General features: G+C 50.6%; 8 protein-coding genes. 1 reads left to right on the top strand and 7 read right to left on the bottom strand.

Annotated features, from left to right (window positions below; all coding sequences use genetic code 11):
- Positions 1–167 precede the first annotated feature (167 nt).
- The 3 genes from CRP01_RS24460 to CRP01_RS24470 all read right to left on the bottom strand — a co-directional run bounded on the left by CRP01_RS24460 (position 168) and on the right by CRP01_RS24470 (position 5,014).
- The gene (locus CRP01_RS24460) at positions 168–773 is read right to left on the bottom strand and encodes a cysteine hydrolase family protein (RefSeq protein ID WP_170110521.1); all 606 of its coding nucleotides are present in this window, start codon (positions 771–773) and stop codon (positions 168–170) included.
- A gap of 129 nt (positions 774–902) precedes the next feature.
- Entirely contained in the window at positions 903–3,545 is a 2,643-nt protein-coding gene (locus CRP01_RS24465) for a M14 family zinc carboxypeptidase (RefSeq protein ID WP_233752746.1), read from the bottom strand.
- A 122-nt stretch (positions 3,546–3,667) separates the two neighbouring features.
- Positions 3,668–5,014 carry a M28 family peptidase gene (locus CRP01_RS24470; RefSeq protein WP_099152887.1) on the bottom strand — a complete coding sequence of 449 codons (1,347 nt, stop codon included), beginning with the start codon at positions 5,012–5,014 and terminating at the stop codon, positions 3,668–3,670.
- 1,314 nt (positions 5,015–6,328) lie between these two features.
- Here CRP01_RS24470 and CRP01_RS24475 point away from each other — a divergent pair.
- Positions 6,329–6,874 carry a hypothetical protein gene (locus tag CRP01_RS24475; protein ID WP_099152750.1) on the top strand — a complete coding sequence of 182 codons (546 nt, stop codon included), beginning with the start codon at positions 6,329–6,331 and terminating at the stop codon, positions 6,872–6,874.
- A gap of 100 nt (positions 6,875–6,974) precedes the next feature.
- Here the strand turns inward: CRP01_RS24475 and CRP01_RS24480 are convergent, their stop codons facing one another.
- The 4 genes from CRP01_RS24480 to CRP01_RS24490 form a co-directional block, all read right to left on the bottom strand.
- The gene (locus tag CRP01_RS24480) at positions 6,975–7,862 is read right to left on the bottom strand and encodes a GIN domain-containing protein (protein WP_099152751.1); all 888 of its coding nucleotides are present in this window, start codon (positions 7,860–7,862) and stop codon (positions 6,975–6,977) included.
- 289 nt (positions 7,863–8,151) lie between these two features.
- Positions 8,152–8,370: a hypothetical protein gene (locus CRP01_RS42430; protein WP_170110522.1), complete on the bottom strand. Its 219-nt coding sequence runs from the start codon at positions 8,368–8,370 to the stop codon at positions 8,152–8,154.
- 145 nt (positions 8,371–8,515) lie between these two features.
- Positions 8,516–11,089: an alpha-glucan family phosphorylase gene (gene glgP / locus CRP01_RS24485; protein WP_233752747.1), complete on the bottom strand. Its 2,574-nt coding sequence runs from the start codon at positions 11,087–11,089 to the stop codon at positions 8,516–8,518.
- Positions 11,090–11,192: 103 nt separating this feature from the next.
- Entirely contained in the window at positions 11,193–12,896 is a 1,704-nt protein-coding gene (locus CRP01_RS24490; protein ID WP_099152753.1) for an SWIM zinc finger family protein, read from the bottom strand.
- Positions 12,897–12,936: the final 40 nt, after the last annotated feature.

The following is a 12,936-nucleotide window of genomic DNA, read 5'->3' on the forward strand; positions in this document are numbered from 1 at the left end:
CATCCCGAACGGCTTTTTGAAGCAGGTGACTCATCGGCCTTATCTCGCTCTTCCTACTCTTATTCTAATATTCTTTCACTATTTTGGGTTCAATCGCAATGTACGATGACTCATGTTTATTATTCCCCGTATTATCCGGACCTTTTGCTTTGGCCCCGATAGCGGGATCAGTAGGTCAGTTGCTGGATCTTTCCGCAGACGTCCGTGCAGGTGCTGATCTCCGTGACGAAGGACAGGGACCGCAAAGCCGCTTCCTGGGAAGCAATGGAGAAAGAGCCGCTACCGTCCTGGAGCAGTATCGTTTTGAAACTGCGGTTTTGTGCGTCGCGCAGCGAACTGGCCAGACCTTCGTTGGTCATCAGACCGCCAAATATCAGGGTATCGACCCCCAGTTTGCGAAGCAGCCATTCCAAGTGGGTCATATGAAAACAGGATTCACTGATCTTATTGATAGCGTAATCCGCGGGAGCGAGTTCTTCGACCAACTGGTGCCCCCAGCGACCGATCTGAAAATCACCGCGCGTGAGAAAGGGACAATCCTGTTTCAGTTCTTCGGAGATCAGGGGTTTGTTGTCCTTGTCGCAGATCAGGGAGAAATTTACCGTGATGATCTTTCCGCCGTTTTCCCGGAATGCATTCGTTACTTTGATCAGTTGCTCGATCACGGCCCGGTTGTTCGGCAACCGGATATGAGCCCTTCCGTAAGCACCGTCGGCATGCAGATAGTCGTTTTGCATTTCCGAAAGTATTAAAGCCGTCTTTCTGATGTTCATCAAGTTCTCGTTTTCTCTGTATTGTGAATATAGTAGATGTTGATCAATTGGAATCCCGGGAAGCTGAATAATTTGCAACTCCCCGGAAATCCAGGTCATTTACTTTTCAATACTTGTAGCTGCCTGCGCCTAAAATCCGGGCAGGATCATTACGGCGTTCTGCATCATCCGCGAAGGTCCACGCCAGAACATCCGATACTGGGTATTATCCGTCAGAAATACCACTTTGCCCTGCCCTACCGACATCACACCGGCAAAGGTATTACCGGCCAGATGTTTGAGGTTCTCTTCCGTTGCGTAGCCGGCCGCCAGCAGATCTTCCGCCGCCCGGTGGTAGTAGCCGACGGTTTGCAGGCCGGTACTCGGTTTCAGTGCATCGACACCGAACTTCAGGCTGTACAGCTCCGGTTTCAAACCAAATGCCAGGGGGTGACTAATATCAATATTAGCCCGCAGGGCAGAACCGGGAATTCTTTTTTTCCCGTAATAGTCTTGTCTTTCTTTGTAAGGTAGGTAAAGAGCAGTTTCACTGGAATCTTTCGGGGCTTCCGCCATTTTTACGTCGGTGATCTTTGATGCCTTGGCGGTGAAAAAATCAACAGCATCTTCGGTTGCGACCACTACTCCACCACTTCTAATCCAGGTTTTTAGTTGGTTGATCTCTTCTTTTCCGAAAACTTCCTTCAGGCTGTTTCCACCGCCGGGAAGGATGAGTACATCGTAATCGTTGAGATCCGCCAGGCCGTAGCGCTGGCCAAATTTAGGGACTGCTGTTTGCTGCAGTACTGATGTGCGTATACGTTGTACGGGCAATTTGGTTTCCCAATCGAAGAGAAAATATATCTGACCGGCCGTATAAGTGTCAAATGGCGGTTCTACCATGAGGGCAACCCGCGGCTGCTGGATGGGCCGGTTCCGGGAACTGGCCAGGTCGTAACCTTCCTGCATCCGGCCGGTATCATAGCCAACGATCTCGATCTGCTGATCTCCGGCCAGCGCGCGCATGTCCGCAACGATCTCGTCGGCTTTTTCCAAATTGCGTCCCCGTAAAATAACCAAGGTTCCCGCCGGGAACTCACGGCCTTCATCATCGGTAAAACCCTCGGTGGCCGACCGTACGCGGTACCCTTTCTCCCAAAGTGCGGCCAGAGCGGCGGGTGCACGCCGCTGACTCCAGTCGATCACGTAGGCATAATTGGCATCAGCCTTGGTAATGTTTTCCGCTGCATCCGCCGCAGTCAGCGGCTCGGAGGCCACATTGACCGCCAGTTCCGATGAATAGGCATCCAGATTGTACGCCAGAGGTGCCGACCAGGTGGCCATATCGTACATTACGGAATCTTCGATCTCCAGCGCCGGTTCCATGATCGCGTGGACGAGCAGGTGTAGCGGCTGATCGGCCGAAACGAGCAGATCGCCGGCCTTAAAATCCTGTCGGCCGGTGCGGCCCGTCCGGTAGTCCATGGCCGATACCGAAAAGTCGGCCGTCGCTCGTTCTACGGCAATGCCCTGACGCTGAAAAATGGCCAGTACATCTTCCAGATATCCGCCCTGCTCCGCGGGCAGAATGTAGGTTTTCACCCGGGACTTGGAACTGCCGGAATTCCAGGCATTGACGCTGTATTTCAGCAATTCCTGCCGACGGGCCGCCGAAGCTTTGATGGTCGCCAGCGAGGTGATGTAATGATCAAAGACCCGTTGGCGCAACAACAGTACATAGCCGTCATTGGTCTCGATCGCCCGGCCGGCACCAATACCGCCCTGCTCGGTAAGCATCCCAATCGCTCCCATTACGCTGGGATAACTGGACCCGTAGCCGGGGTAGAAAAAATCAAATGCATCCCGCGTGAAATAATTGATCCGGTGCTTGTTGAACTGCTCAATATTCGCCCGACCGAAATAATCCGCGTAGGGTTCGTAATCATCCGGCAGGAGCAAATTGCGGGGAGTGGTGCCGGGCGTGGTGAAATAGTTGCTGTTGTAGCCCTGCTCGTGGTAATCCACGTGCACTTGGGGCATCCATTTGCGATACTCCGCTACCTGCCCGCGGGATTCCGGATGCACGCCCCAGACCCAGTCCCGGTTGAGGTCGAACCAGTAGTGATTCGTCCGGCCGTTGGGCCAGGGAGCGTAGTGTTCGAGATCGCGGGGCTCCAGTCCGACCTGGCTGCGGACCATGCTATTGTACCAGTAGGTATAACGATCCCGCCCGTCCGGATTGATGCAGACGAACATAATGATCACCGACTGTTCCAGGACTTCGGCAATCTCCTGGTCCTGACCGGCGGCCAGGCGGTAGGCTACCTGCATGGCCGCTTCCGTCGAAGAAGCTTCATTACCGTGGATGTTGTAGCTAAAGGAGGTGAAAACCGGCATTTCTTCCACCATATCGTCAACCTGCGAAGTGCTCATGCCATCTGTATCCATCAGTTTATAATGGTCTTCGAGAATAGCATCCATCCGGTCGTGATTGGCCGGAGCTGTCACCACCAGATTGATCAGCGGTTTCCCTTCGTAGGTGGCTCCATATTGATTGATCGCAATGCGGTCACTGGCTGCGGCCAGCGCCCGGAAATAGGCTACTGCATTCGCGTACAGCGTAAACTGATCCCCCAGTTCGTAGCCCAGAAATGATTCCGGAGTAGGTATGGAGGCATCATAGGTAATATCGGGATCAAAATCGAAACGTTCGGGGGTAAGGTCCACCTGGGCCGAGAGGCTTCCACCCGCCATTAGCACCAGGCAAAGGAGTAGTTGAAATGTATTTTTCATGTCTTTGATTTAGAAATATGGGCCAGACCCGGGAGCTCCGGGAATAGGGAAATTATAAGCTAAGCATGATCAGCCTGTACCCTGATCTTCGGCAGAACCAAAGATCGCGGCATTTTGAGGTCTTATCTTCTGGGAATCAGCGTTTTGGGATAGACCACCAGACTTTCATTGCCGTCCTTACCTACGGAAGCGATGCCAAACAGATAGTTATCGATCACAATGTGCTCCAGTACCGTTTCGGTAGCATCTTTGCCGACGAACCGGCTGTACTGCCACTGCGGTGCCGTTGTATCGCGCCAGTAGATGCGGTAGCCCAGCAGGTCGGCGTCCTCTACCCCATCCCAGCGCAGCCGCGTGGACGGACTTACCGCTCCGCCGATCATTACATTCTGGGGCGGCGGGGGCGCTGCCGCCAGGCCGGCGAGGGTGATCGCATTTACGCCGGTCAGTTTGGCCGCGTATTCAAAATTTACACCTTCGATCACATCACCGTACTCGATGCCGTCCTCGGTACGCAGGTCCTGGTGCTGGCGATTGTAGTTCTCGTGGGTCTCCATGATCCGTACCCCGGCGAATCCTTCGTCGTTGAACGGCCGGTGGTGGCCACCGCGACCGAAACGGTCCAGGCGGTAGATCATGATCGCATCCAGATTGGTGGTATAGGTTTCGGTCAGGCGGTCTACATAACGGGCCAGCTGACGAGAAGGACCATCGACCTCACCGCCGTAGAAGCGGCGCCAGATGCGATCCCTTTCGTTCTCCCCTACCGGTACCGGTTCGGAAAACACCCGGAAAGTGGTATTGTCGATCACACCGTCGATCCCGTGGATATTGCCGATCATATCATTATTCAGAATACCGATGATGTCCCAGTTTTCTTCTTTTGCTTTCTTCGCCATGATGCGCCCACCGAAAAGGCCCTGCTCTTCACCGGACAGACCGGTGTAAATGATGCTGGTCGGGAATTCGTATTTACTGAGTATGCGGGCTGCTTCCAGCGTACCGGCGATCCCGGAGGCATTGTCGTTGGCACCGGGAGAATCGTCCGTAGCGTTCATCACGTCCGATACCCGGGAGTCAATATCTCCGGACATAATGATATAGCGATCGGGATAACGCGTACCACGCTGAATGGCTACTACATTGACGAGCCAGGTATCTTCCGGAATCCGGCGATTGCCTTCAGCCGGTACCAGTTCGCTCTGGAAAAACACCTCCAGGCAACCGTTACAATCTTCGGAGATCCGGTCGAACTCGGCCTTGATCCAGCGACGGGCCGCACCGATGCCGCGGGTTTCGGAAGTAGTGTCGGAAAGGGTATGACGGGTCCCAAAGCTGACGAGTTTTCGGATATCGGCCTCAATTCGTTCCGGAGAAGGTGCCGCGGCGATGTCGTACAGTCGCGGATCGGTTTCCGGCGGACTCTCCTGAGCGAATGCGGGAAAGCCGGCCAGCATTAAAATAAGCATAAAAAAGAGATGGCCAATGCGGAGGGGCCCGCAAGGCACAAGCTGCGAAAGGCGGTTATTCATACTAGTTGAGTGCTTGGTGATAAAATTGCAAGATAATAAACCTGAATCTTTCCAAAAGCAACAATAGATGAAATGCAAAATTTAAGCGGGCGGAATTGGATCGGATGCGACGATCACGGAGAGACACTATAGTGGAAAAAGAGGGTTATACCAACTTGCACCAACCATTGCGCATTGATAGGTGCAGCGCACCGTCATAGCTACCGAATAAAACGAGGCCGATGTTTTCAGGTGCAGCGCATCGTCCTGATGATTTCCATATCGGTTGATCAGGTCGCTACGCTGTAGCTCTAGATATTTCCATCCCTTTGGGCTGAAAATAGTACGGTGCGCTGCACCTACCCAGGTAATCAGTAGAAGGAGATGTGTCATAAGAATCAGCAGGGATTCAATGTGGAGGAAATGTGTCTTTAGGCACAAAATGTAGGTAGCCAAATGTCCATTTCCCGGCTTAGCATGCCGTAGGTATGCCATGTAAAAACAAATTGCGTATCGACAGCACGCAAATCTCCCAAATTATTGGACGGGCTACCTATAGTTCGTCCCTACGGGACTTTCCCCCCTGATTCACTTGTATCATATCAACTTGCACCAACCATTACGCATTTACTAGGTGCAGCGCACCGTCAGAGCTACAAAATAGAATGAGGCAGATGTTTTCAGGTACAGCCCACCGTCCTGATGATCTTCCATATCGGTTGATCAGGTCGCTACGCTGTAGCTCTAGATATTTTCATCCCTTTGGGCTGAAAATAGTACGGTGCGCTGCACCTACCCGGGCAATCAGTAGAAGAAGATGTGTCATAAGAATCAGCGGTTCAATGTGGAGGAAATGTGTCTTTAGGCACAAAATGTAGGTAGCCAAATGTCCATTTCCCGGCTTAGCATGCCGTAGGTATGCCATGTAAAAACAAATTGCGTATCGACAGCACGCAAATCTCCCAAATTATTGGACGGGCTACCTATAGTTCGTCCCTACGGGACGTGATGTCAAAAAAGGTAATAATCTTGTATTCAGCTAGTTACGTTTTGTTAGTGCATTTTTGCACGAAAAGTTGCACGAAGAATTTCAGCGTGAGGAGCATATCTCAAGATACAAATTAAGGTAATGCCTATGAGTTAAGTTGGCTACCCACGACCTGCGAAACAAAATCTGCTTAAGCGTTAAATTTTATTTAAACCTTGGAATTGAGGCCCTAAGATAATGACCTGGCCCGTTAGAATACTTCCCAAAAACAAAACTCTTTGACAATGAAATATTTACTAAAATCCTTACTAATAATAATTATGAGCTCCTTCGGCCTTTCTTTGGTGGCTCAGCCTCCTCATGTAGAGGAGATGAAACGACGGAAGGAGGCATTCAAAAAGGAGCAGGAGTACTACCGGGAAATGGATAAAGCAGATCGGGAATATTACCGGGAAATGCGGAAGGCCGAAGATGAGTACTACCGGGAGATGCTAAAAGCGGAGGAAGAATATTATCGCGAATTACTGAAAGCCGATGCGGAAGTCTATCGCGAATACATGAAGGCTCGGAAAGAAGCAATTAAAGAAGGCCGCCCGATCCCACCACCGCCTCCAGCTTATGGTCCTCCTTTTTCTCGGGAACGCTACGAAGAAGAGTATTATGAGGATTATGAATACGATGATGAATATGGAGATGGCGGATATGAGAGGCCCCGCAGACGACCAACCAACAGAAGGAGTAATGGAGAGATCGTGATCGAAGGAGAAGTAAAAATAAAGGGCAGAAAACGTATACCTCTTCCCGTTAACAGAAGGGGCGGTGGATATTGAGCATGGAGATCGCTATGCAATTAAATAAAAAATGGCATTTACCTTGAAAAGCGGTAAGTGCCATTTTTTACAAGAATCTTTTGTCAAGGCAGAAATTAGTTCAGTACATCGGTAGGACTTGAGCTGCTCCCTGGGTTCTGAACTCCGATAGGTCGGGATCTCCCCGGTACCAAAGTAGCGACTCACCTTCTCCTTTCCCGGAAAGCCGGTCGATCGCCCAGACCATAGCCTCCGAAGTACCCTCCAACTTGATGTTCAGATCGACCACCGGAGCAAACAGGGCATTTAAATAGGTCTTACCTTCCGTTTTAAAATCGGCCTGGGAAATGAAATAATATCTTTTTATGAAATCGCCGTAGACCGTCCAGTTCAAAGGACCAGTGCCTTCCAGGGCTATACTTTCGCCAATGATCAAAGAAGAATCATCAACCAGCAGAGTGGTATCATTTACCATAACCGCGTTTTCTTCAGGAATGATCAACGCTTCCTCGATCACTTCAAACCAGTTTTCCAGATGGAAGGTCGATTCAGCCTCCTGGACGGAAACCAGGTTGTCTACCCGTAGGCAGGCCAATTTTAATTCGCTGAATCCTTCTGTGACGACCCTTAAGTTTTCCTGGTCAAAAAAGCCAATAAGCTCCGCTTTTTGATTGCTCTGTAGGCGGATCTCATCTATTTCTAAAGCATTTAGATTGATAGTGACCTCATCCTCAAAAACGACATCCTCACCTACCGTAATGGTCAGTACGCCATCCTCATTGACGATCGTTATGTCTTTTCTTTGTTCTTCGGTAGAAGTAATTTCAACATAGTACTCATCCGGGCCAGTTTCTTTGTTAAAGAAGATCTTAACTTGTCCGTCAATTTTTATTTTAGAATATGGCTCAACGGCAAATTCCATAGGGAGCATGAAGTCGTCCGCATTATCACAGCCGGATCCCAGAAAGAGGATCGTACCGATCACAAATAGTAGGTAACTACTTTTCATATTAATTGAAGTTTTTAACGGATTAGCTCCGTTCATTCATCAAATTTACCTAAATGTGAATGGATGTTTTAAACTGCTGAGGCTATTGGTCTACATTGGAGGTAAATGAGGAGAGAAAATTATGGAAAGAACGTATGGGAGTTGATGGTTATTTTAATTCGATGTAAGAAACAATTGTGACAGAGCTAGTAGAAAATAGAAGAGGTCTTAATTGGAATTGTACAAATATTGCACGAAAAATCTTTGTGCAAATTTTATTTGCCTTTGTAATTAACTGCAAGTCAATTGTTTACATATGTGGCATTAAATCAAAAACCTTGTAAGTAATTGACTTACAAGGTTTTACATTTTTCAGCGGTCCGGACGGGACTTCCCCCCCTGATTCGCTTGTGTCATCCCAAATTGCACCAACCATTGCGCAGTGATAGGTGCAGCGCACCGTCATAGCTACAGAATAGATTGAGGCAGATGTTTTCAGGTGCAGCGCACCGTTCTGATGATCTTCCATATCGTTTGATCAGGTCGCTACGCTGTAGCTCTACACATTTTAGGATACTCCCTGGAAAAAGAAATGCCAGTCAGGAATTGAATTAATCCCCGACTGGCACATTATCAGGTTCGGTTAAGATCCTGCTACCGAAGGTAAAGCAGCATTACAGCCACTGTACCAGATTCAGGTCCTGACGGTGGGCCAGGAGCTCATTTTTCGGGAACAGGCGGAAACCGTATTCGTATACTCCGGATACTTGGGGGTCAACCTTACAGGCAAAGGTGGCCGTATGACCGTTCACCTTTTTAACCTCCAGTTCTTTAGTCAGTTGCGGTACCAGTTCATCTTCGCTTTTGCGCTTGAAGAATACCACTTCAATGCCTACATCCTCCGCCGAAAGACTACCCAGAAACAACTTGAAGGAAGCTTCGAAGGGTTTTCCGGTAGGCAGCGGATGGTTGTCCGTATCCATTACCTGGGAGTCGAGTACTTCGATCGCGTCCCAGGCGTGGATCACTTTCTCGCGCCATTTGTTCAGTTCGACGGTAGCGGCGTACTGCTTACTTCTCAGTTTCTGTCCACGTTCGTGCACTTTAACGTAGAAGCGGTCGTAGTAATCGTGCAACATACGCTGCATGGTGAACTCCGGAGCCACCTCGGCAATGATCTGCTTGATGTATTCCACCCAGCTGGTAGAGATCCCCCCGGCATCCCTATCGAAATAGGTCGGGATGATGCTCTGCTCCATGATATTGTAAATGCTCTCGGAATCAAGTTCATCCTGCATATTCTGTTCGGCGAAGGTCCGTTCTTCGGGCAGGGCCCAACCCGCGTTGTCGCGGAAACCTTCGGCCCACCAGCCGTCCAGTACGCTGAAGTTCATCACCCCGTTCATCGCTGCTTTCATACCACTGGTACCGGATGCCTCCTGCGGACGGGTCGGCGTATTCAGCCAGATATCCACGCCCTGAACCAAAGTTTTGGCCATTTCCATATTGTAATTCTGCAGGAAGATGATCTTACCCTGGAATTCCGGTTCCTTGGAAATGTTCACGATGTGGCGGATCAATCCCTGTCCGCCGCCATCAGCGGGGTGCGCCTTACCGGCAAACAGGAAGATAACCGGACGATCGGGATTATTCACCAGAGCCGCCAGACGCTCCTTGTTGGAGAACAGCAGGTGAGCCCGCTTATAAGTGGCAAAACGACGGGCGAAACCAAACACGAGCGCATCGTCGTTCAGTTTATTGGTGATGTCAAAGATGGTCCGTGGGCTCTCGCCGCGTTTGGTGAAATCCCGTTGGATCGTTTCGCGAACGTAATCCAGCAGTCGCTTTTTCAGCACCTTCCGGATCTCCATGATTTCCTGCGCGGGTACCTGGTGGATCTTGCGCCAATAGGTTTTATTGGCCTGATCTCGCAGGAATTTTGTACCGAAAGTCTTGGTATACAGGTCGTGCCACTCATCGGCGATCCAGGTCGGATAGTGTACACTGTTGGTAACGTAGCCGATATGTAGTTCCTGGGAGGTATAGCCCGGGAATAGTCCGTTAAACATTTTCTGGGAAACCAGACCGTGCAGTTTACTTACCCCGTTCACTTCCTGTGACAGCCGGATGGCCAGGTGGCTCATCGAAAACTGTTCGTGGTGATTCTCTTTATCTTTCCGCCCCAAGGCGATAAATTGATCCCAGGGGATTCCCAGTTCGGCGATGTAAGCGTACAGGTAAGGCCGCATCAGCTCTTCCGTGAAGTAATCGTGCCCGGCCGGTACCGGCGTGTGGGTGGTAAACAGCGAAGTAGCACGTACCATTTCCAGGGCTTCCGGATAGGAAAGGTTTTCCTGGTGGATATAATCACCGAGGCGTTCCAGACCGTTGAAGGCCGCGTGACCTTCATTACAGTGGTAGACATCCGCTTTGATGCCCAGTGCATTGAGCACGCGCACCCCACCGATCCCCAACAGGATCTCCTGTTTCAGGCGGTGTTCGTTATCGCCTCCGTACAGGTGGTGCGTCAGCGTACGATCCTCCCAGTTGTTTTCGTCGAAATCCGTGTCCAGCAGATAGAGGTCGATCCGGCCTACGGGCAGTTTCCAGACCTTGGCCTGGACGGTCCGTCCCGGCATATTGACGGAAATTTTCAACCAATCACCGGAACTGGTACGAACGGGTTCGATCGGAAGTTTGGTGAATTCCTGGGGTGGGTAGTTGTTGATCTGCTCGCCGTGCATGGAAATGCCCTGGGTAAAGTACCCGTAGCGGTACAGCAAACCAACCGCCGAGAGGTTGGAATTTTCGTCACTGGCCTCTTTGAGGTAGTCACCGGCCAGCACGCCCAGACCACCGGAGTACAACTTCAGCGAGATGTGCAGTCCGTACTCCATACTGAAGTAGGCGATGGAAGTTCCCTTTTGGGAGGACTTCTTGTCCATGTAGCGATCAAAATCCTGCACCACCTTTTTCAGTTTGGACATAAATCCCTTGTCCTCAAGCAGGCGCTGGCTCGTTGTAGCGTCGATCTCTTTCACCAGTGCTACCGGATTGTAATTCAGTTCCACGAACCGTTTCGGGTCAATGGATTCGATCAGATCAGTAGCATCCTTGTTCCAACTCCACCAGATATTATGGGCCAGCTTGTTGAGTGGCTCCAGAGCAGCAGGTAGTTTAGGCTCAATGAAGATCCGTTTTAGCTTGATGTTTGTATCCTTTAATTCTCCGATCATAGCTTTTTTCATTTAGTTAATATAGTCGTCCAATAAGTCTCCAAAGCCTATTCCAGCAATTGGCTAAATAGGCGCAAATTTAGAATAATTCTTAATCTGGCTAGGAAAAGATGAATTAAATAATGTCTAATTCTTCCATTAAGGAGTGGCGCTCCGGATAGGTTTTTCGCATTTCTTCAATTAAACGTTCCGCCATGGAAGAACGGCCCGTCTGGTACAAAAAATCTATTATGTTCTTTATTTTCTGAGATGTTATCCGTCCCAGGTGATCTTTCAGATACCCCATCACCAGTTTGCGGTAAATGGGGAAGAGTTTTTCCTGGTCTTTTTTCTGCCAATGGTGATCGTACTTTTGCAGTAGTAGCAGAGACTGGGAATGTTCCAGAAACTTTAACAGCTCATCCAGACGGTTTGTGCGCGACAGTACGGTGGCGATCGCTTCCTGGCGGGTTGCCCGCGGGGATTCCAGCACCAGTCTTTGCAACACTTCGTCCGATACCTGGGTACTGTCTTCGGTCTGCTCCAGGGCCAGATCGAAATAACGCGGCTGGCCGCTGTAAATGAACAATTCCATGGCCAGCGGCAGGATATCCTGCTTGGCGTCGCTCTCCTGAGCGACTTCCAGCGCGAGTTTCTGCCAAACCTGGCGGTCTTCGGCCGAATTATCCTGCTCCAGTGCGGTATTGATCCAGTGCCGGGCAGCGGTCCAGTCTTTCATTTTCCGGGCCCGGTCGATAGCTCTTTTCAGCAGTCGCGGCTGGCCGATCTGCTCCTTGAAAAACTGGTTGATCTTCTGCTGATCGCCCTTTTTTTCCAACAGGCGCAGTTTTAACAGCAACATCTCTTCCTCGGCCTCCGGTTGGGTGACCTTCATTTCGAGATGATCTTCGACCAGTTTGAGTAATTGGGTTTTGCGTTCGTCATCCACCGCCAGGCGGTAAAGCAGTTGAAAGAACTGCACATCCATCGACTGGTTGCGATAAAAGAGTTTACCACTCTCATCGAGGGCGTAGTCCCAGAGTTTGCGTTTTAGCGCCGGAGGGGCATCGCCGTCGGCCAGTTTCCCCAACAAGGCAAAAGCCTGCCGAAGGAAAACTTCCAGCTTTTCCCGTCCGCGATCCACTTTATTCAGGATCGGCGTGATCTTTTCCAGCATCATGCCGGCGGCATCCATAACTTCCTGGTAGTGGCCCGCGTAGAAATAACCTTCGGCCTGAAAAAGGACCTCTTCCAGTACTTTGGCCAGCTTCTGGACGCCCCGCAGGCTGATGCGCCGGTTGGCTTTTCTGGATACACTGATCGCGGTATTGAGCAGTTGCCCGTATTTTTCCCGACTCTGGATCTGATCGACCTGGGGCGTAAAACGCGCTTTCAGGGCCAGGGAAAACTGCCGGTGGTGCCGGGCATATTCGCGTATAAAGGCCAACAGTTCTCCGGGTGGAGCTTCTTCCAGGACTGCGTCCAGGGTCAGCCGTCTTTTGTTTTCACTTTTGCGGACTTCGGCCGCTTTCTTTTTGGCCTCCCGCTCGCGTTTGCGGTGCGCCATCAGGGCCCGGAGTTCAATCAGCACCGCTCCGATGTGCCCGCACATACCGTTCTCACGAAACGTACTACACTCGCAGGAAACCGATTTGACTTTGCTGGGTGTGATCTGTATCTCTACTTCGTATTTGCCGTCCGCCTCCACCCTGGCTACCCACAAATGACGCTCCACCTCGGTGAGGCCCTTTACGGCACCTCCAAGTTGCCAGTCTTCGCCTTCCAGCCATACGGCTTCTTCCAGATGGCGCTCTACATCCTGTAACTTAAATGGCGTCATGCTAAATTTCCACGTGTAATACCACAAAAGTCCGCTCGCT

The organism is Flavilitoribacter nigricans DSM 23189 = NBRC 102662 (genome assembly GCF_002646595.1).
Lineage (GTDB): Bacteria > Bacteroidota > Bacteroidia > Chitinophagales > Saprospiraceae > Flavilitoribacter > Flavilitoribacter nigricans.